The sequence below is a fragment of the Dactylosporangium sp. NPDC051541 genome, assembly GCF_044454505.1.
Taxonomy (GTDB): domain Bacteria; phylum Actinomycetota; class Actinomycetes; order Mycobacteriales; family Micromonosporaceae; genus Dactylosporangium.
In genome coordinates, this window is record NZ_JBITDU010000001.1 from 1685748 (window position 1) to 1710433 (window position 24686).

Consider the following 24686-nt stretch of genomic DNA (forward strand, 5'->3'; position numbering starts at 1 on the left):
TGCGCAGACCAATCCGAGCGCAGGTCGCAGTCCTAGGAGCGGTCTGCGTTGCCGGTGCTGTAGCGGGCCGGTCAACAACGGTCCACGGTCGTCGCATCGCACGCGACGTCGCGCAGGCCGATTCGCGACGCCGCGTCGCGTGGTCGTGGTTGGGCTGGCTGCTGTAGCTGGCTTAGCGGCCGGCCAGTCGGCAACGGTCCACCATCGCTGCATTGCATGGGGTCGCGTAGGTCGGCTCGGTCGTGTGCGGCCCGGCGTTGAGCTCGGTGCCGGGGCCTGGGCGCTGATCGTGCGGCAGCTCGCCCGGCATTCGTCAGGACCGAGGCCTCCCCCGGTGCGCTGGGGTTCGGTGTGCGCACCGGGGGAGTGGGCTCGTCGGGTGGGCCGAGCGCTCGAGGGAGTGGCTCGAGGCCGAGGCCCTGTGCCACGCCCTGGTCGCCGAGGGCTGGCCGGGGGCGGGTCTGTGCGGATGGGTTGGGGTGGGCGGTCAGATGCGGCGGACCACGGTGACGACGCGGCCGAGGATGGTGGCGTGGTCGCCGGCGATGGGGTCGAAGGCGGCGTTCTGGGGCATGAGCCAGACGTGGCCGTCGCGGTTGCGGTAGGTCTTCACCGTGGCCTCGCCCTCCAGCATGGCGGCCACGATGTCGCCGTTGTTGGCGTTGGGCTGCTGGCGGACCACGACCCAGTCGCCGTCGCAGATGGCGGCGTCCAGCATCGAGTCGCCCTTGACCTGGAGCATGAAGAGGGTGCCCTCGCCGACCAGCTCGCGGGGGAGGGGGAAGACATCCTCCACGGCCTGCTCGGCCAGGATGGGGCCACCGGCGGCGATCCGGCCGAGGACGGGGACGTAGGCCGGGGCGGGGCGGGCCGCGCGGGCGGCCTCCTCGTCGACGGTCACCAGCTCGCTGGGCGGGCGTACGTCGACCGCGCGGGGGCGGTTGGGGTCGCGGCGCAGGTAGCCTTTGCGCTCCAGTTCCTTCAGCTGATAGGCCACGCTGGAGGGGGAGACCAGGCCCACGGCTTCGCCGATCTCGCGGACGCTCGGCGGGTAGCCGTTGCGCTCGACGGCGGCGCGGATGAACTCCAGGATGCGGCGCTGGCGGACGGTCAGGTCGGCCGCGAACAGGTCGGGGAAGGCGCTGACCACGGCGGTGACCGCGCGCATCTCCGGCTCGCCGCCGCGGCGGCGGGTGGCGCGCTTGGCGGCGGCGCGGCCGCCGATGGCGGTGACCTCGGCGCCGGGGCCGTCGATGAGCTCGTCCGGCTCGCTCGCGGGTGCGTCGGTACGGTCGTCGGCTGACACGTCGTCCTCCCTCGTGTTGGCAGTCGCGGGGCGCTCGCCGCGCCTGCTGACGGGCCGTGGGGTGGCCCGTCACCCGCCTCCCGCGCGGGTGCGGGAAGCGGTTGTCGCATTGGTGGCCCCTGCGGGTGCGGAGGCCGGGTCACGCCTGGATGTCACTTACGTCCGGTAATCCCGATCGAAACCTGATCGTGTGTGGATCACCGTAACGCCGAGGTACGACAGTTTCAAACATCTGTACTACGTGGCGCGCCGATTTTTCGGCGAGTCTTCTCGACACGGGTCTTCTGGCTCTGGTAGACCATCGTACGACTGTTCTATCGAACGGGTGTACGCAAAAGGGGGCCGACATGGGACGGCAGGGCGCAAACGGACATGAAAAGCCGCCGATCCGCCTCACGCGGCGGGGGCGGGTCGTGGTGTTCTGCTTCCTGCTCGCGCTCGCCGGTGGGCTCGTGGCGCTCACGTCGGCGCCGGGTCAGGCCGCCGACCCGCCGGGGCCCGCTCCGACCGTCATCGTGCAGCCGGGCGACACGCTGTGGGACATCGCCTCGCGCACCAAGGGCCGCGAGGGCCGCGACGCGACATTGGAGGAGATCCGCCGGCTCAACAACCTCGCCGGCTACAACATCGACGCCGGCCAGCGTCTCGTCCTCCCGCGCCGCCGCTGACCCGAACCGGCGACGTCGGGACGCTGCGGGCGGCAAGCGCACGGCAACGGCAGGGCTGCTGCGACAAAGACAAAGACAAAGACAAAGACAAGACAACGGCGCGGCGGCAACAGCCCAGGCAAGAGCAAGAGCAAGGTGGCAGCAGCAAGGACAAGGGCCAGGCCAGGGCTGGAACCAAGGCTGCGGCGGTGGCTGCGAACTTCAAAACGGACGGCAGACTCGTGACCTACGAATACCCGAAATTTCGCCCGTCGGGGTATAAGTCCGATAAGTCGCGGCGCGGAGCGCCCGACTTATCGCATAACTCCAGGTGGCAAGCGCTTTCGAGGCGGCGTGAACAATGCTCACCTTGAGACCCCCGACACAAAAGAGGCGGGATCCTCGTTTGACTTGCGTCGGCGTAGGCATCGGCATAGCGTCTACCCCAAGATGTAGTAGTTACAGAGGTGTAAGTCGTCCACAGGTTGTGGAATCGGCAACCTCTGATCACTGGTTGTAGTTGACCGGCGAGTAGCCCCACGAGGGTCGGCTCGCCCGGTTTGGCGTGCGCTTTTGCCGGGATTGTCCGGCGTACTCTGGAGAGAGGTCCATCGACATGCGGTGCCCGTACTGCCGGCACGCCGACTCGCGGGTGGTCGACTCCCGGGAGGCCGAGGATGGGCAGATCATCCGGCGGCGCCGGTCCTGCCCGGAGTGCGGGCGGCGATTCACCACCGTCGAGGAGGCGGTGCTGGCCGTGGTCAAGCGGAGCGGGGTGACGGAGCCCTTCAGCCGGACGAAGATCATCGCCGGGGTGCGCAAGGCCTGCCAGGGGCGGCCCGTGGACGAGGACTCCATCGCGCTGCTCGCGCAGAAGGTCGAGGAGACGGTGCGGGCCAAGGGCGCGGCCGAGCTGCCCAGCCACGAGGTGGGGCTGGCGATTCTCGCGCCGCTGCGGGAGCTCGACGAGGTGGCCTACCTGCGCTTCGCGTCCGTGTATCGGTCGTTCGACTCGCTCGGGGACTTCGAGCGGGAGATCGCGGCGCTGCGCGCGGGGGCGGCGGCGCCGGAGCTGCCGGGGGACGGCTCCGCGGTGCCCGCCGCACGAGTCGGCTAGCGCCGCATCAAGGAACCGCACACAGCGGGGCAATCGGCGCAAAGAACCCGACAAACCACCACAAAAAGACTAAGGCGGCAGTGGTACTGCACATGCAGTACCCCCGAAGCCAAAAATGCAGAACGAGGACACACACGCTGATGAGGGGGCCGCGGATGGCGGGGGAGACGAAGACCAAGGCATCGACACGCAAGGACCAGCGGGAGGGGCTGCGGGTCGAGCGGGTCTGGACGACTGAGGGTGTACACCCGTATGACGAGGTGACGTGGGAGCGTCGCGACATCGTCATGACCAACTGGCGCGACGGCTCGATCAACTTCGAGCAGCGGGGGGTCGAGTTCCCGACGACGTGGAGCGTCAACGCGGCCAACATCGTCACCACCAAGTACTTCCGCGGCGCCGTCGGCACCGCGCAGCGCGAGCAGTCGCTGCGGCAGCTGATCGACCGCGTCGTGAGCACGTACCGCAAGGCCGGGCAGCAGTACGGGTACTTCGCGACCGACCAGGACGCCGAGGTGTTCGCGCACGAGCTGACCTGGATGCTGCTGCACCAGGTGTTCAGCTTCAACTCGCCGGTCTGGTTCAACGTCGGGACCGCGTCGCCGCAGCAGGTCAGCGCGTGTTTCATCCTCTCCGTGGACGACTCGATGGACTCGATCCTCGACTGGTACAAGGAAGAGGGCCTGATCTTCAAGGGCGGCTCCGGCTCCGGGGTCAACCTGTCCCGCATCCGCTCCTCGCGGGAGCTGCTGACCAGCGGCGGCACCGCCAGCGGCCCGGTGTCGTTCATGCGCGGCGCGGACGCGTCGGCCGGGACGATCAAGAGCGGCGGGGCGACCCGGCGCGCGGCCAAGATGGTCATCCTCGACGTGGATCACCCGGACGTCGAGGAGTTCATTGAGACCAAGGCCCGCGAAGAGGACAAGATCCGGGCCCTGCGCGACGCCGGCTTCGACATGGACCTGGGCGGCAAGGACATCGTCAGCGTCCAGTACCAGAACGCCAACAACTCGATCCGGGTCAACGGCGAGTTCATGCGCGCGGTCGAGGACGACACCGAGTTCGCGCTCAAGGCCCGCCTCGACAACGCGCCCATCGCCACGGTCAAGGCCAAGGAGCTGTTCAACAAGCTCGCGCAGGCCGCGTGGGCGTGCGCCGACCCCGGCATCCAGTACGACGACACGATCAACGACTGGCACACCTGCCCCGAGACCGGGCGGATCACGGCGTCGAACCCGTGCAGCGAGTACATGCACCTGGACAACTCCAGCTGCAACCTGGCCTCGCTCAACCTGCTGAAGTACCTGCAGGCCGACGGCGCCTTCGACATCGCCAAGTTCGTCAAGTCGGTCGAGCTGGTCATCACCGCGATGGACATCTCGATCTCCTTCGCCGACTTCCCGACCGAGAAGATCGGTGAGACCAGCCGGGCGTACCGCCAGCTCGGCATCGGCTACGCGAACCTGGGCGCGCTGCTCATGGCCAGCGGCCTGGCCTACGACTCGGACGGCGGCCGCGCGGTCGCGGCGTCGATCAGCAGCCTCATGACGGGCACCGCGTACCGGCGCTCGGCCGAGCTGGCCGGGGTCGTCGGCGCCTACGACGGCTACGCCCGCAACGCGTCCGCGCACGCGAACGTGATGCGCAAGCATGCCGAGGCCAGCACCGCCATCGCGACCGTCGGCGCCGTCGACGTCGCCATCAAGGAGGCCGCCACCGCGCAGTGGCTGCTGGGCAACGAGATCGGCGCCAAGAACGGCTGGCGCAACTCGCAGGCCAGCGTCCTCGCCCCGACCGGCACCATCGGCCTGATGATGGACTGCGACACCACCGGCGTCGAGCCCGACCTGGCCCTGGTCAAGTTCAAGAAGCTCGTCGGCGGCGGCTCGATGCAGATCGTCAACCAGACCGTGCCGCGGGCGCTGCGCACGCTCGGCTACCAGGAGGAGCAGGTCGAGGCCATCGTCGAGCACATCTCGGCGCACGGCCACGTCATCGACGCCCCCGGCCTGAAGCTCGAGCACTACAGCGTCTTCGACTGCGCCATGGGCGAGCGGACCATCGCCCCGATGGGCCACGTGCGCATGATGGCGGCGATCCAGCCGTTCATCTCCGGCGCCATCTCCAAGACGGTCAACATGCCGGAGTCGGCGACCGTCGAGGACGTCGAGGAGATCTACTACCAGGGCTGGAAGCTCGGCCTGAAGGCCCTCGCGATCTACCGCGACAACTGCAAGGTCGGCCAGCCGCTCTCCGCGGTCTCCTCGTCCACCGCGGCCAAGACGGTCGAAGCCGAGAAGCCGGCCGAGGTCGTGGTGAAGACTGAGAAGGTGATCGAGTACCGCCCGGTCCGCAAGCGGCTGCCGAAGAAGCGGCCGAGCTCGACCGTGTCGTTCTCCGTCGCCGGGGCCGAGGGCTACCTGACCGCCTCGTCGTACCCCGACGACGGCCTCGGCGAGGTCTTCCTCAAGATGTCGAAGCAGGGCTCCACCCTGGCCGGCGTCATGGACGCGTTCTCGGTGGCGATCTCCATCGGCCTGCAGTACGGCGTCCCGCTGGAGACCTACGTCTCGAAGTTCGTCAACATGCGCTTCGAGCCGGCCGGCATGACCGACGACCCGGACATCCGCCTCGCCTCCTCGGTGATGGACTACATCTTCCGCCGCCTGGCCCTGGACTTCCTGGACTTCGACACCCGCTCGGAGCTGGGCATCCTGACCTCGGCGGAGCGCGCGGCCCAGCTGCGCGCCGAGGCCGCGGGCACCGCCGGCGAGTCGGCCGAGGTCGTCGACCTCACCGAGATGCGCAACTCGGCCCCGGTCGTCAAGCCCACCGCGGCGGAGAAGCCGGCCGCCACCGACAAGCCGGCCGCCGTGAAGCCGACCGACATCGAATCCCCGCGCCGCATCGGCTCCTCGACCGAGCTCCTGGAGCTCGTCCAGGGCAAGGCCGCCGACGCGCCGCTGTGCTTCACCTGCGGCACCAAGATGCGCCCCGCGGGCAGCTGCTACGTCTGTGAGGGCTGCGGCTCCACCAGCGGCTGCAGCTGACGCGATCCACAGTGAACGGCCCGGCCACCACGGCCGGGCCGTTCGCCGTTTGCGCTACGACCAGGCGGTCGCGAGGCGCGTGAGGTTTGCCCGGTACTCGATCCGCTCGTACCAGCCCGAAGGCCAGGCGGACTCGCCGGCGGCCGCGCCCGCGAAGGCGCCGGCCAGACAGGCGATCGAGTCCGAGTCGCCCGAGGAGGCGGCCGCGCGGGCCACGACGTCGACCGGGGCGTCCGGGAAGAGCAGCAGGCAGTACAGGGCGGTCGCGAGGGCCTCCTCGGCGATCCAGCCCGCGCCCCCGGCCGCGCACGGGTCGGCGTCCGGGCCCAGGTGGCGCACCTGGTCCTCGAGGCCGGTCAGGGCGGCCAGGCATTCGTCCCAGCCGCGGGCGATGAACGTCTCCGGGGTGTCGGTCATCGGCTGGCGCCAGAGGTGGTCGCCGAGCCAGTCGCCGCGGTACACGGCGCGCTGGGACCCGCAGCGGGCGCGCAGGGCCGGGAGGAGTTCCTGGACGGGGAGGCCGTCCAGGAGCCAGCGGACGGTCAGTGCGGTCAGCTCGGAGGCGGCCAGGCCCGTCGGGTGGCCGTGGGTGATGGCGGCCTGCAGCTGGGCCGCGCCCGCGCGGTCGTCCTCGGTGAGGCCGGGGACCAGCGCGATCGGGGCCACCCGCATGTTGGCGCCGCAGCCCTTCGAGCCGGCCACGGTCGCCTGCCACCACGGGACGCCGCGGGCGAGGGCGTCGCAGGCGGCCATGCAGGTGTTGCCCGGCGCGCGGTCGTTCTCGGGGCTGCGGGACCACTCGACGAACAGGCGGGACAGGTGGGGTTCCAGGGTCGCGGCCGAGACGCGCCCGGCCGCCCGGGCCAGCTCCAGGGCGTCGCCCACGGCCAGGGTCATCTGGGTGTCGTCGCTGACCAGCGGGCGTTGGGGCAGGTCGTGAGGGCCGCGGGTCCCGTGGATGGCGACGATCTCCTCGTAGGTGCGGAACTCGATGGGGTAGCCGAGCGCGTCGCCGAACGCCAGACCGAAGAGGGACGCCTTCACCTTGGACATGCCGCAGTTATACCCGGACCACCTCGACCCGGGTGGGGCATGCCCGCGCGACCGCGCGGGCGCGGGCCTCGGCCTGGTCGGAGAGGGCCAGGAGGCGGACGCGTCCGGGCGTCGAGGCGACCGAGGCGCCCAGGCGGTCGGGGGCGGTCACGGGGAGGTGGTTGTAGATGGCGCCCGCGGTCGCGCCCGACGTGCGCTGCATGGTGGAGAGGAAGAGCGTGAGGCGGTACGACTCGTAGCCGGAGTCGTCGCCGACGACCAGGACGGGCGCGTCGCCCGGGAGCGCGGCGTACGCGCGCAGCAGCAGGCCCGCCTGGGCCGTGCGGGCCGCGTCCGGGCCGACGAGCCAGGAGCGGCCCCAGGAACCGCCCAGATGCGGCTGGTACGGCGTGTCACCCCGCCCCGCCCCCGTGAGCGCGACGATGGCAATGAGCGCCGGCACCGCGGCCGGCAGCGAGCGGTGGCGCCGGACCCGGGCCGGGGCGGGCAGGTGCAGCGCGACCGCGCCCGCGCCGACCAGGAGCAGGGCGAAGACCAGGTACAGGGCCTTGTTCGCGTAGTACCCGCTGCCGACCCCGAACAGCCGCTGGCCGATGAGCAGGATGCCGGCGAACGCCGCGACGGGCACGAACGACAGGGAGTACCGCCGCCAGATCCTGCTCTTGCGCCCGCGCCTCGTCAGCAGGCCGGTGGCGACCAGCGCGGCCAGGGCGGCGAGGGCGTCGCGGCTCAGCACCAGGTAGCCGATCGTGAACAGGGCACTGGCCTGGTCGGCGAAGAGCAGGCCGTAGGCCATGGGCGCGGCCGCCGCGACCCCGCACGTCGCGGCCAGGATCAGCGCGACCGGGCGGCGGGCCAGGCGGCGCCACTGGGTGCCGAGCCAGATGAGCGCGGCCAGGCCGACCGGCGGCAGGTACAGGTAGTAGGTGAAGCCGACCGCGGTCAGCAGCGCGGCGACGAGCAGGAGCTGGTCCCGCGTCCGCGCGACCGGGCGGGCCAGCAGCGCCAGCAGCAGCACCGCCGCGGCCAGGCCGGCCACCTGGCTCGGGTAGCCGAAGCTCAGCAGTTCCAGCATCTCCCCGGCCGCGCACACGGCGGTGATGAGCGCGGCGAGCGGCAGGTATCGGGCCGGCGTCAGCGCACCCGCCGCGATCCACTGCGCTGCCCAGACGAGCGTCAGCGCCAGGAGGGTGTACCCCGCGATCGCGCACCAGAGGTAGTGCGTCAACATCGCCGTCCCGCTGCCGAAGTCCGCGGCCGAGGACCGGACGAACCCGTCGAGCAGGCCGGCCAGCAGGTGCGACCCCTGCGGATAGTCGATCATCCCGCCGTAGACGTAGCGCTCGGCCCGGGCGTGGTCGGCGAACAGGTAGCCGCCGGTGCGGCGGATGGCGTCGAAGACCGCGGCGTGCCGGGCCAGGTCCTCGCCGTCGAGCATGATCGCCAGGCGCCGGTCCGCGTCCGCGCGCCACACCGGCCAGGCCGCGACCGCGCCGACGACCGCGGCCCCGGCGACGGCGATCGCGTCGGTCCAGCGCGGGCGCGGCAGCTGGAGGCGGCGGCCGGTGCGGGAGGCGAGGAGGATCAGCGCGGTCGCGGCGGTGCCGGCCACCGGGACCGGGTGCAGGCCCCAGGGCCAGAACGTGAAGAGCAGGCCGGCCGCGCACGTGGCGCCGAGGAGCAGGCCGGTCGCGAGCATCAGGCGGTCGAGCAGGCTGCGGCCGCCGCGCAGCAGGGCCGCGGTCGCGACCAGCAGCAGGGGCGGGACGACGAGGGCGGCGTGGGCCAGATACAGGGCGGTGACCAGCAGCCACGCGGCCGCGACCAGTCCTGGGATGCGTAGTTGTACACGCCGGGGGGAGGGGATCGGCACGTACGAGTAACGATTTGACCGGAAACTTCGTGTCTGTCCGAGTCGTTAGTCTTCATGTGATTACGCTGCGTGATCGGTACGACCCTCAAGCCAACGGGCTCGGGCTGCTCCGGCTCGGCCTCGCCCTGTCGGTGCTGGTGGCGCACGCGTGGCCGCTCGGCCTCGGACGGCCCAACCCCGGCGAGTCGCTGACCCGCGGGCAGGCCGACCTCGGCTCCCTCGCCGTCGACGGGTTCTTCGTGCTGTCCGGGTTCCTGGTCGCCGCGTCCGCGCGCCGGGGCAACGCGGCGCGGTTCGTGTGGCACCGCTTCCTGCGGATCTTCCCCGGGCTGTGGGTGTGCCTGCTGGGCACGGCCCTCGCCGCCACCGCGACCGGGCACGCCGGCGGGGCCGGGTTCGTGCGGGAGAACCTCGCCGGTGCGGTACACCAGTGGGGCATCGGCACGCTGTTCACCGACACGCCCTACGGTCGGCTCGTGCAGGGCAGCGTGGCCAACGGGTCGCTGTGGAGCCTCGTCTACGAGCTGCTGTGCTACTGCGGGCTCACCGTCCTGATCGTGGCCGGGCTCCCGCGCCGCGCGCCGTGGACCGTGCCGGTGCTGGCGGCCGCGGCCTATGTGGTCATCGCCGCCGACGCGGTGCGGGATCCGACGTCGCCGAAGTACCGTGGCGGGCTCGGGCCTTTGCCGATCTGGGGCTATGTCGACTTCCAGCTCGCCTGCTACCTGGGATTTCTGTTCCTGCTCGGCGCATCGATACAGCTCTACGCGCATCGCATCCCCGCGCACCCGGGAATCGCCGTCGTCTGCGCGCTGGTCCTGGTCGCGAGCCTGGTCTACGGGGGCTTCTTCGCGTTCGGATATCCGGCATTCGCGTTTCTTCTGGTGTACTGCGCCGGCGTCGTCCCGCCCCGCCTGCACAGCGTCGGCCGGGAACACGACTACTCCTACGGCATCTACATCTACGCGTTTCCGGTGCAGCAGACCGTCGCCCATTTCGGCGGGGCGTCCTGGGGGCTGCTGCCGTACATCGCGCTGTGCCTGCCCTTCGTGCTCCTTGTCGCCGCGGCGTCCTGGCACCTCGTGGAGCGGCCCGCATTGGCGCTGAAATACCGGCCGCTAATGTTTGCGCGGTGGCGATCGCATATGTCTGGCGCGGGGAGTTCGCTGCGCAGGAGCTGGCCGCGCTGCATGCGGAGGCGTTCGGCGCCGATGGTGGAGGACAAACGCCCGACTGGTGGGCCAAGGTCAACGCCCACAGCCTCGGCTGGGTCGTTGGTCGCGACGGGGCGGCGCTCGCCGGGTTCGTGAACGTCGCCTGGGACGGCGGCGAGCACGCGTTCATCCTCGACACCATGGTCGCCGCCCCCTACCGCCGCGCGGGCGCGGGCGCACGGCTGGTGGCCCGGGCCGCCGAAGCGACCAGGGCCGCCGGATGCCGCTGGCTCCACGTGGACTTCGAGCCCCACCTCGAGCGGTTCTACCTGGAGGCCTGCGGCTTCACCCCCACCCCGGCCGGGGTCATCTCACTTCTTGGTCTTCCGTAGCGCCTTCAGGTCGGTGTGCGCCTGCTTCGCGGCCGCGCGGACCGGCGTCACCGCCGCCTTGATCGCCTCCGCGTCCGGCCCCGGCTTGACCGCGAGCAGCTTGTCGGCCTGGCCGTTCAGGGACTGCTTGACCGCGTCCGCGCCCGCGCCCAGCTTGCCGGCCACGGCCAGCTCGGTGTCGATGGCGGCGGTCAGCCGCACCTTCGGCCCGGTCAGCATGAAGACCCGGTAGTCGTCGACCATGCTCCGCGCGTCCGCCTTGAGCGCCGCGGCCGTCGTCTCGCCCTGCACCTTGGTCTTCAGCGCGGTCAGGCCGCCGCGCTGGTCGGCCACGAGCTTGGTGAGCGTGTCCTTGTGGGCCGCGGTGAGCTGCCCGGCGCGGCCGATGGTGCTGTCGAACTGCTCGAGCGCGGCCAGCCGCTTGTCGATCCGCGCGCTCACGGCCTGCTTGGCCGAGTCGAGCGTGGGCGCGGCGTGCGCGGGCGCGGCCAGCGTGAGGGCGGCGGCGCCGGCAATGGCGACGGCCAGCACGGTGCTGGTGATGCGGTTCATCAGTCTTCGTCCTCCGGGGTCTGGGCGTCCTTCTGCAGCTGCTGATCAACCTGGTCGAGCAGGTCGTCGATGTCGGTGTTCGCCGTTGTGGCGGTCTGTGCCGGCGCGGACCCGGCCGCGGGCGGGGGCGCGGGCGCGGATTGGCGCGCGGACGCGGGTTGGGGCGCGGGCGCGGACGCGGGTTGATGGCGCGGCCGCGCGCAGCCGCCCAGCACGAGCACGCCGACGGCCAGCGCGATGGCGAGCGTTCGTCTCATGCCCGACATGGTGCGGGCCGCGGGTAAGCACCACCTGCGGCCCGATGTAAGGGTTTCGTCAGCTCCCCGCGCGGATCGGCACGGCCGCGGTCACCTCGACCTCCAGCAGCGCGCCCGCGCGGAACAGCTTCGACACCTCGACCGTCGTGCTCGCCGGCGCCGGCTCGGGGAACAGCTCCCGCCGGACCTTCCCGTACTCCGGCAGCCGGCCCAGGTCGGTGACGAACGTGCGGATGTGCGCCACGTGCTCGAAGCCGCCCCCGTGCGCGGCCAGGATGCCGTGAACGACGCGGAAGATGTACCGCGCCTGCCCCTCCATGTCGCCCGCGTGCACGACCTCACCGTCGTCGCCGGCCGCGATCTGCCCGGCGAGGAACAGCAGGGCCACGCCGCCGAGGTCGACCCGCGCCACGTGCGAATAGGGCCCGGCCGGCCGTACCACCCCCGCCGGACTGTCCAGAATCACCATGATCCAGACGCTAGGCCGCCATCCCGGTATGCCACCAGCGAATGTCTGGCATGGCCACCATGCATTGTGCGAATGTCAGTGGATGCAGACGGAGATGCTCGAGGTCTTCTGCGAGGTGGCGCGGCAGCGCTCGATCACCGGCGCGGCCGCGACGCTGCGATACACCCAGTCCGCCGTGTCCCGCCAGATGGCCGCGTTGGAGGCCGAGTTCGGCGCGCCCCTCTTCGACCGCCTCCCGCGCGGCGTGGCCCTGACCGCGGAGGGCCGCTGTCTGCTGGAGCACGCGACCGCCGTCCTGGCCCGCCTGACCACCGCCCGCCGCGAGGTCACCGCGGTCCGCGACGCCTTGACCGGCCGCCTGCGCGTCGGCGCTTTCGCAACGGCGGACGCGGCACTGGTACCGCGAGCGCTGGCCCGCTTCCGCGCCTCCCACCCGGGCGTGGAGATCGCCCTGATCGAAGGCCTGACGACCCGGCTGCTCACGTCCCTGCTGGTAGGTGACGCGGACGTGGTGCTCGTGAACGCCGGCGCGGACCGCCCCTTCGCCGACGATCGCTTCCACCTGCACGCCGTAGCGAACGAGCCCCTGTTGCTGGCCGTAGCCGCCACCCATCCGCTGGCCGTTGCCGCCACCCATCGGCGGGCCGCGCGGGTGCATCCGGGCGCTCCCGCCGCGGTCGGACCCGAAACCGTTGACGCACCCGGATCAACGACAATCGCCGATATGTCGGAAATATCACCCATGCACGGCTGCATCTGGCGCGACGAGCTGGCCGACGAGGCATGGGTAGCCGGCTCGGCGCGACCCGAGGAGACGCTGCTGGCGGCGAGCGCTCGCCTGGGTTTCCGCCCGCGGATCGAGTTCGTTGTCCAGGAGTGGACGGCCAAGTTCGGCTTCGTGGCCGCCGGTCTGGGCATAACCTTGGTGCCCGCCCTGGCCGCCAGAACCGTCCCGTCCGACGTAGTCCTACTCCCGCTCAACCCGGCCCATTTCCCACCCCGCCGCGTCCAGGCCGCCACCTTGGCCGCCCGAACCGTCCCATCGGTGGTCACGGCCTTCCTCGACCTCATCCGCGAGGAAGCGTCAGCCGTCTGCGACACCCAACCCGCCTGAACCGCCCGCCCGCCTTCGTCGTGCGTCCGCGCCGTTTTCGTCGTGCGTCCGCGCCGTTTTCGCTGTGCGTCCGCGCCGTTTTCGCTGTGCGTCGGCGCCGTTTTCGCCCTGCGCCCTCAACGCTCGGATGCGCGCGGACGCGTCAGGCCGGCAGTCGTAGCGCGCGCAGGAGAGGAGGGCACAGGGCGCGCGGAGGCGTCAGGTGCCGCAGAGGCGCCAGGCTGCGCGCGGCGCCGTCAGGATGCGCGCGGACGCGTGAGGGGGCGCGCGGAGGCGTCAGGATGCGCGCGGAGGCGTCAGGATGCGCGCGGAGGCGTCAGGGTGCCGCGGGGGTGTCGGACGGCTGTGCGTGGCGGATCCGGCGGAGGCCCACAGCGGCCGAGACCCCGGCCGCGGCCACGTCGGCGAGGGTGAACAGCAGCCGCGAGACGAGCGTCAGAGCCCAAGCGGTCGGCCACGGCACGCCCAAGCCGGCCAGCCCGATCGCCATCAGGAACTCGCGAGCGCCCAGCCCGGACGGCGCGACGATGACGAACGTGCTGATGCTCATCGCGAGCGCCATGGCGAAGACCGACCCGACGACGCCGTGCAGGCCCGGCAGGTGCGAGCGGACCAGGAACCAGATGTGCAGCCCGGCCGCCAGGTAGCCCACCGCGCACCAGGCGCTGCTGACCAGGACCGGCTTCCACGTGATGGGGCGGTCGAGGGCGGGCCGGCGCAGGATGCGCATCGCGCGGCCCACGAGGTACGTCAGCAGCGGCGGGTAGCAGCAGGCCAGGCCGAACGGCAGCAGGACGACCGCGCACCACACGGCGATCGCGGCGAAGGTCCGGTGCTCGGACGCGTCCGCGCCGTCGAAGGCCACGCTGAAGCCGGGGGCCGTGAGCACCAGGCCGACGGTCACGCCCAGGCCCGTGACGACGGCCGAGCCGATGAACACCTTGGCCCGGGACACGCCGACGCGGCGGCCGAGCTCCATCTGCACGACGTAGGCCCAGACGGTCCCCGGCAGGTACTTCCCGAGGGCGCCAATGAGCTGGATCGGCGCGGCGTCGCGTATGCGCAGCGGGTGGTCGAGGTTGCCGACCATCGCCCGCCAGGCCATCATCGTGGCCCACAGGCACGCGACCGCGCAGGCCAGGGAGGCGCCCAGGGAGGGCCAAGACAGCCGCCGGAACGTCTCCGACACCGACGACCACTGCTGGACCGTGGTCGCGACGATGAAGTAGGCGATGGCGAGCGCCGCGAGGATGCGGACCGCCAGCACCAGCCGGGCGCGCCAGGGGCGGGCCGGTTTCGCCGGTGTCGCCGGGGCCACCGTCCCGTCGTCCATTGCCACCCCACTCACGGTCGGTCACGCTAGCACGCCATGTGCAGACCCTAGGATGGCGCGATAAACCTGAGGGAGTGAGCGTGCGCTACGTCGTCATCGGTGGGGGCATCGTCGGTCTGGCCGTCGCGCATCGGCTGGTCCAGGACCGGCCGGAGGCCCGGGTCACGGTCGTGGAGAAGGAGAGCGGGTGGGGCGCGCACCAGACCGGGCACAACTCGGGGGTGATCCACGCGGGGGTGTACTACAAGCCCGGTAGCCTCAAAGCCACGCTCTGCAAGGCCGGTAGCGCCTCGATGGTCGAGTTCTGCGAGCGGCACGACATCGCGCACAAGGTCACCGGCAAGCTCATCGTCGCCACCGACCCGGCCGAGCTACCGCGACTGCACGCCCTGTTCGAGCGCTCGGTCGCCAACGGGCTGCCGGTGCGGAAGGTGAGCCAGGGCGAGGCGCGGGAGCACGAGCCGCACGTCGCCTGCGTCGAGGGCATCCACGTGGCCTCCACCGGGATCGTGGACTACAAGGCCGTGTGCGTGAAGCTGGCCGAGCTGGCGGCGGAGGCCGGGGCGGTCATGCGGCTCAACACCGCCGTGGTCGGCATCCGCGCGGGCGCGCGCGAGGTCGTGGTCCGGACGACGACCGGCGACATCACCGCGGACGTGCTCGTGAACTGCGCGGGCCTGCACGCCGACCGGGTCGCGCGGATGGCCGGGATCCAGCCGCCGGCCCGCATCATCCCGTTCCGCGGCGAGTACTTCGAGCTCCGCCCCGACCGCCGGCACCTCGTGCACGGCCTGATCTATCCGGTGCCGGACCCACAGTTCCCGTTCCTGGGGGTACACCTGACGAAAATGGTCGATGGCAGCGTCCACGCGGGACCGAACGCGGTGCTGGCCATGGCCCGGGAGGGCTACACGTGGGGCCGCATCCGCCCGCGGGACGTGGCCGAGGTCGCCGCCTACCGGGGGCTGTGGCAGCTGGCCCGCAAGCACCTGCGATACGGGGTCACCGAGGTCCGCCGGTCGCTGTCGAAGCGACGCTTCGCCGAGAGCCTGGCCCGGCTGGTGCCCGACGTGACGGCGGACGACCTGGTGCCGGCGGCGGCGGGGGTACGCGCACAGGCCATCACTCCCGCCGGTGATCTGGTCGACGACTTCCTCATCGTCGCCGAGGGCCCTCAGGTCCACGTGCTCAACGCCCCGTCCCCGGCCGCGACGAGCTCCTTGGAGATAGCCAAGTACATCACTGCCCGCCTGCCGTTGTAGGGTGCGCTGTGCGCAGGGTGCTGCTCGCCGTCGTTGCCCTCTCGGCCATGCTCGTCGCCGCGTGCGACGACGCCGGCGCGAGTCCGTCCGCCCCGGCCTCGACCGCTCCGGCCGCCGCCGCGGGCGGGGCCTGTCAGCTCCTGGACTTCGCGGCGGTCAACGCGAAGCTGGGCCTGCAGCTCTCGGTCGCCATGGGCGCCTCGATGGGCAACTCGTTCAGCTGCGCCCTCGAGCCCGCCGGCGGCGGTTACCCCGACCTGGTGCTGTCGGTGACGAGCACCACCATCGACGCCGACGTCTACAGCGCCAGCATTGCGCCCCAGGGCGCCCAGGCCGTCCCCGACCTGGGGCTGGTGGCCTATCAGCGCCCGCTGCCGCCCGCCGACAAGGCCGGCCCCGGTGCCGAGGTCGGCTGGCTGACGGGCAACAAGCGGATCATCAAGCTCGCGCTGCGGCTGGCGTCGGGCACCCCGGACGACAAGGCCGCGGAGGCGGCACCCAAGCTGGTCGAGCTGGCCAAGCTGATCGATCTCAGCAGCCTGTAGGACGTCGTCGCGCAACCGGCGCTAGAGCCCGGCGGCGGTGCGGGCGGTGGCGAACTGGTCGCCGGGGTCGCCGAAGTAGCGCCACGGCCAGGTCGCCGCGTGCTCGCCGGACAGTTCCAGGTGGGTGCGGGCGCGCCCGGTGTCGCCGGCCTGGTGGTAGAGGGCGGCGAAGGCCTGGTGGGCGGTCATCGTCCACGGGTGGGTGGCGTATTCGTCGTGGCCGCTCAGGAGCAGGTCGGCGGCGGTGTCGGTCTCGCGGCGGACCTTCGAGTCGGCGAAGTAGCGCCAGGCCCGCCAGAACCGGCCGACGACGGTGCCGCGCAGCAGGCCGGCCACGTAGCCCTCGATGTGGGCGAGGGCGATCAGGGCGTGCAGGGGGTGGCCGGCGGGGCGGTCGGCGGTGCGGGTGCGGGCGAACGCGAAGACCTTGTCCTGGCTGCCGTACCAGCGGCGGGTCAGGCCGGTCAGGTGGCGGGTGTGGGCCGCGTACAGGTCGGGGGCGAGGACGCGGGCGCGTTTGAAGACGTCGGCCGGTTCGGTGCGGTGCTGCGGGGCGCAGATCACGGCGCCGGTCAGTTCGCTCCACGGGACCGGGTCGTCGCGGGACAGGGCGGCGGCCTGGCGCAGGGCCGTCCTCGCCTCGGCGACGAGGGCCTGCTGCTGCTGGACGAGGCGTTCGGTGACGACCGGGGTGGCGTGGTTGTCCTCGCGGACGGCCCACGCGGCGGCGGACAGGGCGGCGCCGAGCAGGAGCCAGCGCTCCGGGCGGTACGCCTGCCGGGTCGCGAGCTCGCGCAGCTGCTCGATCCGGGCGACGCCACCGGGGCCGAGGACGGCCACGGCGTGTTCGCGGCGGTCGGCGTCGTCGGTGCCGGCGATCAGGTCGAGGGCGGGGGTCGGGTCGCCGTCGTCGGCCAGGGCCGACAGGGCTTTCTCGAGGTACTCGTCGCGGAAAGCCCGGTCAAAAGCCACCAACTCAGACTAAGCACCGAAATAACCGCTATCCCCGCCCGCCGCCGAAAAACCCGCGAATCACCCGGGGGTGCGGTATCGCCGCCGACTTCAGCGCTCGTCGTAGCGCGCCCGGGCGGCGGCGATGTCGGCCTGGTGGCGCTCGGCCCACGTGGTCAGGGTGAGCAGCGCGCTCTGCAGCTCCACGGCCATCGGCGTGATGGAGTATTCGACCCGCGGCGGGACGGTCGGGTAACTGGTCCGCAGCAGCAGGCCGTCGCGCTCCAGGTTGCGCAGGGTCAGGGTCAGCATCCGGCGGCTGATGCCGGGGATGGCCCGCTCGAGGGCGGAGAAGCGGATCGGCCCGGGCGCGGCGGCGACCAGGATGCTCACGCTCCACTTGTTGCCGATCCGGTCCAGCACGTCCTGGACGGAGCACGCACCGGCGGGCGCCGACCCGCAGGAGGCGCCCGCCGAAAGGAAATCCATGGTGCTATGCCGCGGCGACGAAGACCCGGGATGCGACCTCGCGCGGCAGCCGGATGCGCTCGCCCTCGCGGTCGATGGAGACGCCGTCGCGCTCCTGTGCGACCGTCACCGTGGCGCCGGGGTCGATGCCGGCGGTGTGGAGCTGGCGCAGGACGTCGGCGTCGGTCTGGACGGACTCGCAGATCCGGCTGACGACGACCGAGCCGGCCAGGCCCGGGAACGCGAGGTTGCGCTCCGGGTCGGCGACCTCGTCGGGCTCGCCGCCCTGCAGGGTCTCCAGGCCGGGGATCGGGTTGCCGTATGGCGAGCGCGTCGGGCGGCCCAGCAGCTCGTAGACCCGCTGCTCCACTGAGTCGCTCATCACGTGCTCCCAGCGGCAGGCCTCCTCGTGGGCCTCCTCGTAGGGCAGCCCGATGACGTTGACCAGGAGCAGCTCGGCCAGGCGGTGCTTGCGCATCACCGCGACGGCGTGCTCACGGCCCAGGTCGGTCAGGGCCAGGTGCCGGTCGCCCTCCACGATGAGCAGGCCGTCGCGCTCCATGCGGGCGACGGTCTGGCTGACGGTGGGGCCGCTCTGGTGCAGCCGCTCGGCGATCCGGGCACGCTTGGGGACGACGCCCTCCTCTTCGAGCTCGAGGATCGTCTTCAAGTACATCTCGGTAGTGTCGACCAGGTCATTCACTGCCCATGCCCTCCCGGTACGCGATAGTACTCGCTGCGTACGACAAGATTGGGACGTGACAGCCAACCAGGCGATCTTGAACGTAGCCACTCTCGCCGGACTGGTGCGGTCCGCCCAACCGCCGACTCGCGTCGATGTGCGCCGGATGGTGGACGACGCAGGCGGCACCAATCCTACCGGGGCCGCGTCCGAGGCCTCCGGGACGCTTCGACGGGCGGGAATCGATGCTGACGAAGCGTCGCCGTCCGGCCATCGACCAGTGACGGGAGCGGCATGAACACGCTGGTGGTGTGGGACGAACGGCTCCTGCGGTACAACATGGGCGATCATCCCTTGGACCCGGTGCGCGTCGAGCTGACCATGGATCTCGCGGGCCGCCTCGGCGTCCTCGACCGGCCCGGGGTCGCCATCGAGCCCGCGGAGCCGGCCACCGACGCCATGCTCGAGACCGTCCACGACCCCGACTACATCGCGGTCGTCAAGGCGGCCTCGACCGGCCGGCGGGTCGGCATCATGGGCCTCGGCACCACCGACAACCCCACCTTCACCGGGATGCACGACGCCGGCGCGCTGATCACCGGCGCGACCCGGCGGGCCGCGGAGGCGGTCTGGACCGGCGCGGCCGCGCGGGCGGTCAGCATCTCCGGCGGCCTGCACCACGCGATGCCGGACCGCGCGTCGGGCTTCTGCGTCTACAACGACCCCGCCGTCGCGATCAAGCGCGTCCTCGAGCTCGGGGCGGAGCGGGTGGCGTACGTCGACATCGACGTGCACCACGGCGACGGCGTGCAGGCCGTGTTCTACGACGACCCGCGGGTGCTCACCGTCAGCCTCCACGAGTCGCCGCGCACGCTGTTCCCCGGCACCGGCTTCCCGGACGAGACCGGCGGCGCGGGCGCGCCCGGCTCGGCGGTCAATGTGGCGCTGCCGCCAGGCACCGACGACAGCGGCTGGCTGCGGGCGTTCCACGCGGTGGTGCCGGGCGTGCTGCGAGCCTTCCAGCCGCAGTTCCTCTTCACCCAGTGCGGCGCGGACACGTACCGCCACGACCCCCTCGCCAACCTCCGGCTCACGGTCGACGGGCAGCGCGCGGCCTACCTCGCCCTGCGCGACCTGGCGCAGGAGGTCGCGGGCGGCAAGTGGGTCGCGAGCGGGGGCGGCGGCTACGCGCTGGTCGAGTGCGTGCCGCGGGCCTGGACCCACCTCCTCGCGGTGATGACCGGCGACGAGCTCGACCCGGCCACCGCGACCCCGGCCGAGTGGCGGGACCTGGCCGCGCGCCGGCGCCCGGGCGCGCCGGTGCCGGCGACGATGACCGACGGCGGCGACACCGGCTACATGCCGTGGGTGCCGGGGGAGTCCCCGGACGCGGTCGACCGCACGATCATGGCGACCCGTCGGGCCGTATATCCATTTTTTGGCCTGGACCCCCACGACCCGCGTGACTGAAGAACAGGTTCGACGCCTCCAGCCGCGACAGCCGCTGCTTGATCCGGTCGAGCTCGGCGAGCATCTCCGACTCGGCCGCGGGCGAGGTGCCGTAGGCGGCGTCCGGCGCGGCCCGCAGGGCGGCGATCTCGTCCTGCAGCGCGATCAGCGTCTGCGCGACCACGTCGAGGAACTGGTCGACCTCGTCCTCGTCATACCCGCGCTTGCCGAACGGTGCCTTGGCGAACCGCAGCGCCTGCACCTCCGCCGGGGTGAGCATCATGGCAGACACCGTAACCCAGACGGGTGGAAACTATGACGGTGAACGACGTTTCGGCCACGCGGGCCGCCGATGTGCTGCTCGCGGACGGCACCACCGTCCACTTGCGACCCATCCGGCCCGACGACGCGGCGCGGATCGTGGCGCTGCACTCGCGGTTCTCGGAGCGCACGCGCTACCTGCGCTACTTCTCCGCGTACCCCCGCATCCCGCAGCGCGACCTCGACCGCTTCGTCAACGTCGACCACCACGACCGCGAGGCCTTCGTCGTCGAGCACTCCGGCGAGCTGATCGCCGTGGGCCGCTTCGACCGCCTCGGGCAGGGCTCCCACCAGGCCGAGGTCGCGTTCGTCGTCGAGGACGCGCACCAGGGCCGCGGCATCGGCTCGGTCCTCATCGAGCACCTGGCGGCGGCCGCGAGCACCGAGGGCATCACCGAGTTCGAGGCCGACGTCCTGCCGGTCAACCAGGCCATGCTCCGCGTGTTCATGGCGGCCGGCTTCCACATCGAGCGCGAGTTCGCCGACGGCGTCGTGCACCTGTGGTTCCCGATCAAGGCCACCCCCGACTCGCTGCGCGTCCAGCAGGCGCGGGAGCAGCGCGCGGAGGCCCGCTCGATCGCCCGGCTGCTCAACCCCAAGGTGGTGGCCGTCTACGGCGCGCGGGCGCGGGGCACGGGCGTCGGCGCGGCCATCCTCGCCCATCTCAAAGGCGCCGGCTTTGCCGGAGACCTGATCCCGGTCCATCCGTCCGCCCCGACCGTGGCCGGGCTGCCGGCATTTCCAAGCCTCGGGGGTACTGCCGGTGCCGATCTCGCGGTCATCGCCGTACCCGCCGAATCAGTGCCTGACGTCGTCGCCGACTGCGCCGCGGCGGGCGTGCACGGCCTGGTGATCGTCTCGGCCGGCTTCGCGGAGTCCGGCCCCGCGGGCGCGGACGCACAGGCCGCCCTGCTCCGCGCGGTCCGCGATCATGGGATGCGGCTCGTCGGCCCCAACTGCCTCGGCGTGGCGAACACCGACCCCGGGGTACGCCTCAACGCCACCCTGGCCCCCCTGCTGCCCCGGGCCGGCCGGGTCGGGTTCTTCTCGCAGTCGGCCGCCCTCGGCACGGCGCTGCTGGCCGAGGCCGACCGCCGCGGGCTGGGCCTGTCGACGTTCATCTCGGCCGGCAACCGGGCCGACGTGTCCGGCAACGACGCGCTGCAGTACTGGCGGGAGGACCCGCACACCGACGCCGTCCTGCTCTACCTGGAGACGTTCGGCAACCCGCGGAAGTTCGCCCGGATCGCGCGGGAGCTGGCCCGCCGCAAGCCGGTGGCCGCCGTGGCCAGCCCGGTCCGCCCGCCGGCCCTCGACGCGGTCACCGTGGGCCCGGACGCGCGCGGGGTGGCGGCGCTGTTCGCCAGCTCCGGCGTCATCCGGGTCGACACCGTGGCCGAGCTGTTCGACGTCGGGCTGCTGATCGCCGGGCGCCCGCTGCCGACGGGGGACCGCGTGGCCGTCGTCACGAACGCGGCCGCGCTGGGGGTGCTGACCGTGGCGAAGGCGCCCGCCGCGGGACTGCGGATCGCGGACGGGTACCCCCGCGACCTCGGTCCTGCAGTGAATGACGTCGACTTCGTGCGGGCCGTGCACGCGGCGCTGGACGACGATGCGGTGGACGCGGTCGTCGCGGCGTACGCGCCCGCGCTGGCCGAGGAGGACCAGCTCGGCGTGGCCGAGCTCCTGCGGGTGTCGACGGCCGGCGCCCCGCGCCCCCTCGCGGTCGTCATGCCGGCCGACCCGTCGTTCACCGTCGCCCCGGCCTACAGCGACGACGACCCGGCCGCCCTGCCGATGTTCCCGGCGATCGAGGAGGCCGTCCGCGCGCTCGGACGCGTGGCCCGCTACGCCGCCTGGCGCCGCTCGCCCGTCGGCACGCTGCCCGACCTGCCCGACGTCGACACCGCCCGGGGCCTGGACGTCGCGGCCCGCCTTGCCGGCGCGGGCGCGGGGGACCGCGGGCAGGCCGACGAACTCCTGGCGGCGTACGGAGTTCCGGTCGTGCCGAGTCAGTGGGCGTCGGGGGGCCGGGTCGTGGAGGTGGCCACGCTGGTGGGCCTGCCGGTCGCGCTGAAGGTCGCGACGAAGCCGTGGCGGCACCGCATCGACCTGGGCGCGGTCCGCCTCAACCTGACCACGCCGGCCGCGGTGGCCGAGGCGTACCAGGAGCTGGAGCGCCTGTTCGGCCGCGGCGTCGAGGTCGTCGTCCAGACGATGGTGGCGCCGGGCGTCGCGTGCGTCGTCGAGGTCGTGGACGACCCGTCGTTCGGCCCCGTCGTCGGCTTCGGCCTGGGTGGCGAGGCGGCCGATCTGCTGGGCGACCGCGCGTGGCGCCCCGTGCCGCTGACCGACCGCGACGCGGCCGCGCTCGTGCGGGCACCACGGGCCGCGCCGCTGCTGACCGGCTACCGCGGTGCCGACCCGGTCGACCTGGACGCGCTCGCCGACCTGCTGCTGCGGGTCGGGCGCCTCGTCGACGAGCAGCCGCTGCTGTCGTCGCTCACCCTCAACCCGGTCCTGGCCCGCCCGTCGGGCCTGGCCGTCCTGCACGCGAGCGCCGAGTTCGCTCCCCACCAGCCCCGGCCGGACAGCGGCCCGAGGCGGCTCTGAAGCCATCGGCCGGAGCCACGGATTTTGTCGTACCGCACGACTACGCTTTGGGGCAGATGAGGCGGGAGGTGACATGGCGACGTTCGAGCGACCCCGCATCGAACAACTGACCCCGGAGGACCTGGTTCGTGAGGTCCTGCGTGGTGTGGTGCGGATTCCTCAGTTCCAGCGCGGATTCAAATGGGAGGCCGGCGACGTCGTCAAGCTGTTCGACAGCATCCTGCGCGGCTTCCCGATCGGCAACCTCCTGCTGTGGCGGCGCCCCGCGCCCGCGCAGACGCTCGAAGTCGGTCCACTCATCGTCCAGGCGCCGAACCTCGACTCGGCGTTGTGGGTGGTGGACGGCCAGCAGCGCATCACGTCGATCGTCGGTGCCCTGGTCGCCGCGCCCACCGCAACGGACGTGCGCTTCCGGGTCCACCTGGACCTCGAGTCCGGCGAGTTCCACACTGCGGGCATCCGGCAGCAGCCGCCGGACAGCTGGATCCCAGTGAGCTTCCTGCTCGACACCGCGACCCTGCCGCGGCGGATGCGGCAGAACGGCCAGAACCTCTCGGACGAGCAGATCGAGCGGGTGGATCAGGCGGCGGCAGCCATTCGGGAGTCCCGGATCCCCGCTTACGTGGTGACCACCGACGACGAGAAGACGTTGCTGGAGATCTTCACCCGGTCCAATACCGCTGGGAAGCGGCTCACGAGGTCCGAGATCTTCCAGGCCCTGCATTCGCGGATCGCCGGTGACGCCCCAGCGACCCTGGCGGCGCTCGGCCGCGGGCCGGCCGAGCTCGGCTTCGGCGCGTTCGACGACCGGCTCGTGCTGCGCTGCGTGCTGGCCTACCGCGGGAGCGACGTTTTCGGCACCGATGTCGCGGCCGAGTTCACGTCGGCCGAGGACCGGGCCGAGACGTTCGGCGCGGTCGCCGGCAGTTTGCGTGACGTGGTGACGTTCCTACGGGATGTCGCCGAGATCCCACACGTAAAGCTGATGCCCTATCCCGACGTGATCCCGGTGCTCATCCGTTTCGTCCGGTTGCACGGCGCGCCGGAGGGCCGGGCGGCGACGCTGCTGCGGCGATGGGTCTGGCGCGGAGCCGTGGCGGGCGCCCAGGCGCGGGGCCGTGCCGACACCGACCTGCGCGGGCAGATCGCAGCCGTGGAGCAGGCGGACCCGGTAGCTGCGGCCGCCGCGTTGCTCGCGCGGGCTCCCGCGAACGGCGGCTTCACCGCCGAGCTCGACAAGGCGGACCCGAACCTGGCGATGGCCAAGATCAATATTCTCTGCCTCTGGGCCGCCGAGCCTCGCGAGCCGGCGACCGGCTTGCCGGTCGACATTGCCCGGCTGCTGGACCAGGGCAGCCCGGTACAACCGATCGTCGGCGGGGTCGGCATGATCACCGACCGCGTCATCGCCTCCGGCCCCAGATTTCTCCTGCGGACCCAACTGGCCCAGGCCCCGCCCGAGGTGGCGGAGAGTCACCTGATCGACAGGACGGCCCAACGCCTGCTGGCCGGGTCGTCACCGGTCGCGTTTCTCGATCGGCGTGCCGAAAGGCTGAACGCCGCGATCAAGTGGCACGTCGACCGCATGGCGGAGTGGGGGGCCCGCGACGGCCGGTCGATCGCCGACATGCTGAGGACGGGCTGAGTGACGACGACCGCCGAGGTCCGGCTGCACGGGCGGCGCGTCGGGCTTTTGCACTACAACAAGGGGCGCACCGAGTTCGTCTACGAGGACGACCTCGACACTCCGGAGCACCGGACACTCGGGCAGATCTTCGAGGAGGCCCCGCGGGCGCCGCGCCGCGCGAGGACCGGTGTTCCGGACTGGTTCGCGAACCTCCTGCCGGAGGGCGCGCTCCGCCGCCAGATCGTCCGTGAGCTGGGCGGTGGCAACATCGGAGACTTCACGCTGCTGCTGCTGCGGCTGGGTGGCGACCTGCCCGGCGCGGTCACGGTCCATGCGGGCTCGATGCCCGAGGACGACGTCCGGCCGGAGGCCCGGCACGACGTGCCGGACCAGCCATTGCGACACTCCCTGGCGGGGGTGCAGCTCAAGTAGTTCTCGGTCGCCACCGAGC

22 protein-coding genes and 1 pseudogene are annotated in these 24686 nt (G+C 72.1%); 12 read left to right on the forward strand and 11 right to left on the reverse strand.

All coding sequences use genetic code 11. The features are described 5' to 3' along the window. Positions 1 to 487: 487 nt before the first annotated feature. Positions 488 to 1168: a transcriptional repressor LexA gene (gene lexA / locus ACIA8L_RS07585; RefSeq protein ID WP_223105416.1), complete on the reverse strand. Its 681-nt coding sequence runs from the start codon at positions 1166 to 1168 to the stop codon at positions 488 to 490. Between the two features lie 485 nt (positions 1169 to 1653). Between lexA and ACIA8L_RS07590 the strand changes: the two genes are divergently transcribed. From ACIA8L_RS07590 to ACIA8L_RS07600, 3 genes are all read left to right on the forward strand, one after another. After that, positions 1654 to 1974 carry a LysM peptidoglycan-binding domain-containing protein gene (locus ACIA8L_RS07590; RefSeq protein WP_395901458.1) on the forward strand — a complete coding sequence of 107 codons (321 nt, stop codon included), beginning with the start codon at positions 1654 to 1656 and terminating at the stop codon, positions 1972 to 1974. Between the two features lie 595 nt (positions 1975 to 2569). Next, positions 2570 to 3070: a transcriptional regulator NrdR gene (gene nrdR, locus ACIA8L_RS07595; RefSeq protein ID WP_395901460.1), complete on the forward strand. Its 501-nt coding sequence runs from the start codon at positions 2570 to 2572 to the stop codon at positions 3068 to 3070. A gap of 155 nt (positions 3071 to 3225) precedes the next feature. After that, positions 3226 to 6120 (forward strand): vitamin B12-dependent ribonucleotide reductase, encoded by a 2895-nt coding sequence (locus ACIA8L_RS07600; RefSeq protein ID WP_395901462.1) that lies wholly within the window; start codon positions 3226 to 3228, stop codon positions 6118 to 6120. 54 nt (positions 6121 to 6174) lie between these two features. On the opposite strand, the gene ACIA8L_RS07605 is transcribed toward ACIA8L_RS07600, so the two are convergent. Both ACIA8L_RS07605 and ACIA8L_RS07610 read right to left on the reverse strand, forming a co-directional pair. Then, a complete protein-coding gene (locus ACIA8L_RS07605) occupies positions 6175 to 7173 on the reverse strand; it encodes an ADP-ribosylglycohydrolase family protein (protein ID WP_395901464.1) in 999 nt (332 codons plus the stop codon). A gap of 7 nt (positions 7174 to 7180) precedes the next feature. Next, positions 7181 to 9046, reverse strand: coding sequence for a hypothetical protein (locus tag ACIA8L_RS07610; RefSeq protein WP_395901465.1), 1866 nt, complete (start codon positions 9044 to 9046; stop codon positions 7181 to 7183). 56 nt (positions 9047 to 9102) lie between these two features. On the opposite strand from ACIA8L_RS07610, the pseudogene ACIA8L_RS07615 reads away from it, so the two are divergent. Further along, a pseudogene (locus ACIA8L_RS07615) lies at positions 9103 to 10104 on the forward strand (acyltransferase family protein); the annotation flags it as partial. Between the two features lie 74 nt (positions 10105 to 10178). After that, positions 10179 to 10592: a GNAT family N-acetyltransferase gene (locus ACIA8L_RS07620; RefSeq protein ID WP_395901467.1), complete on the forward strand. Its 414-nt coding sequence runs from the start codon at positions 10179 to 10181 to the stop codon at positions 10590 to 10592. On the opposite strand, the gene ACIA8L_RS07625 is transcribed toward ACIA8L_RS07620, so the two are convergent. Genes ACIA8L_RS07625 through ACIA8L_RS07635 form a run of 3 tightly spaced genes read right to left on the reverse strand, consistent with a single transcriptional unit; the run spans position 10572 to position 11870 of the window. Next, positions 10572 to 11144: a hypothetical protein gene (locus tag ACIA8L_RS07625; RefSeq protein WP_395901469.1), complete on the reverse strand. Its 573-nt coding sequence runs from the start codon at positions 11142 to 11144 to the stop codon at positions 10572 to 10574. The genes ACIA8L_RS07620 and ACIA8L_RS07625 overlap by 21 nt on opposite strands. Continuing rightward, positions 11144 to 11401: a hypothetical protein gene (locus ACIA8L_RS07630; RefSeq protein ID WP_395901471.1), complete on the reverse strand. Its 258-nt coding sequence runs from the start codon at positions 11399 to 11401 to the stop codon at positions 11144 to 11146. The genes ACIA8L_RS07625 and ACIA8L_RS07630 overlap by 1 nt, the downstream gene beginning before the upstream one ends. Positions 11402 to 11459: 58 nt before the next feature. Continuing rightward, the gene (locus tag ACIA8L_RS07635; RefSeq protein ID WP_395901473.1) at positions 11460 to 11870 is read right to left on the reverse strand and encodes a RidA family protein; all 411 of its coding nucleotides are present in this window, start codon (positions 11868 to 11870) and stop codon (positions 11460 to 11462) included. Positions 11871 to 11952: 82 nt separating this feature from the next. On the opposite strand from ACIA8L_RS07635, the gene ACIA8L_RS07640 reads away from it, so the two are divergent. Further along, on the forward strand, positions 11953 to 12984 hold the full coding sequence (locus ACIA8L_RS07640; RefSeq protein WP_395901475.1) for a LysR family transcriptional regulator: 1032 nt from the start codon (positions 11953 to 11955) through the stop codon (positions 12982 to 12984). A 316-nt stretch (positions 12985 to 13300) separates the two neighbouring features. On the opposite strand, the gene ACIA8L_RS07645 is transcribed toward ACIA8L_RS07640, so the two are convergent. Next, positions 13301 to 14332: a YbhN family protein gene (locus ACIA8L_RS07645; RefSeq protein WP_395901477.1), complete on the reverse strand. Its 1032-nt coding sequence runs from the start codon at positions 14330 to 14332 to the stop codon at positions 13301 to 13303. Between the two features lie 65 nt (positions 14333 to 14397). Here ACIA8L_RS07645 and lhgO point away from each other — a divergent pair, with 65 nt between their 5' ends. Together lhgO and ACIA8L_RS07655 are read left to right on the forward strand one after the other, a co-directional pair. Further along, positions 14398 to 15579, forward strand: coding sequence for an L-2-hydroxyglutarate oxidase (gene lhgO / locus ACIA8L_RS07650; RefSeq protein WP_395901479.1), 1182 nt, complete (start codon positions 14398 to 14400; stop codon positions 15577 to 15579). An 8-nt stretch (positions 15580 to 15587) separates the two neighbouring features. Then, a complete protein-coding gene (locus tag ACIA8L_RS07655; RefSeq protein WP_395901481.1) occupies positions 15588 to 16124 on the forward strand; it encodes a hypothetical protein in 537 nt (178 codons plus the stop codon). A 21-nt stretch (positions 16125 to 16145) separates the two neighbouring features. On the opposite strand, the gene ACIA8L_RS07660 is transcribed toward ACIA8L_RS07655, so the two are convergent. The 3 genes from ACIA8L_RS07660 to ACIA8L_RS07670 form a co-directional block, all read right to left on the reverse strand. Next, positions 16146 to 17096, reverse strand: a complete 951-nt coding sequence (locus tag ACIA8L_RS07660) for a hypothetical protein (RefSeq protein ID WP_395901483.1) — start codon at positions 17094 to 17096, stop codon at positions 16146 to 16148. Between the two features lie 90 nt (positions 17097 to 17186). Continuing rightward, positions 17187 to 17564: a winged helix-turn-helix transcriptional regulator gene (locus ACIA8L_RS07665; protein WP_395901484.1), complete on the reverse strand. Its 378-nt coding sequence runs from the start codon at positions 17562 to 17564 to the stop codon at positions 17187 to 17189. Between the two features lie 4 nt (positions 17565 to 17568). Next, complete coding sequence (locus tag ACIA8L_RS07670) at positions 17569 to 18246, reverse strand: metal-dependent transcriptional regulator (protein ID WP_395901486.1); 678 nt, start codon at positions 18244 to 18246, stop codon at positions 17569 to 17571. A gap of 273 nt (positions 18247 to 18519) precedes the next feature. Here ACIA8L_RS07670 and ACIA8L_RS07675 point away from each other — a divergent pair, with 273 nt between their 5' ends. Further along, a complete protein-coding gene (locus ACIA8L_RS07675) occupies positions 18520 to 19695 on the forward strand; it encodes an acetoin utilization protein AcuC (RefSeq protein WP_395901488.1) in 1176 nt (391 codons plus the stop codon). Here the strand turns inward: ACIA8L_RS07675 and ACIA8L_RS07680 are convergent. After that, the gene (locus ACIA8L_RS07680) at positions 19631 to 19957 is read right to left on the reverse strand and encodes a DivIVA domain-containing protein (protein WP_395901490.1); all 327 of its coding nucleotides are present in this window, start codon (positions 19955 to 19957) and stop codon (positions 19631 to 19633) included. The two genes, ACIA8L_RS07675 and ACIA8L_RS07680, sit on opposite strands and share 65 nt — an antisense overlap. Before the next feature lie 32 nt (positions 19958 to 19989). Between ACIA8L_RS07680 and ACIA8L_RS07685 the strand changes: the two genes are divergently transcribed. The 3 genes from ACIA8L_RS07685 (at position 19990) to ACIA8L_RS07695 (ending at position 24667) form a co-directional block, all read left to right on the forward strand. Further along, positions 19990 to 22608 (forward strand): GNAT family N-acetyltransferase, encoded by a 2619-nt coding sequence (locus ACIA8L_RS07685; protein WP_395901492.1) that lies wholly within the window; start codon positions 19990 to 19992, stop codon positions 22606 to 22608. Positions 22609 to 22681: 73 nt separating this feature from the next. Next, entirely contained in the window at positions 22682 to 24253 is a 1572-nt protein-coding gene (locus ACIA8L_RS07690; protein WP_395901494.1) for a DUF262 domain-containing protein, read from the forward strand. Then, positions 24254 to 24667, forward strand: a complete 414-nt coding sequence (locus tag ACIA8L_RS07695) for a HipA N-terminal domain-containing protein (protein ID WP_395901496.1) — start codon at positions 24254 to 24256, stop codon at positions 24665 to 24667. It abuts the gene before it with no gap. Positions 24668 to 24686: the final 19 nt, after the last annotated feature.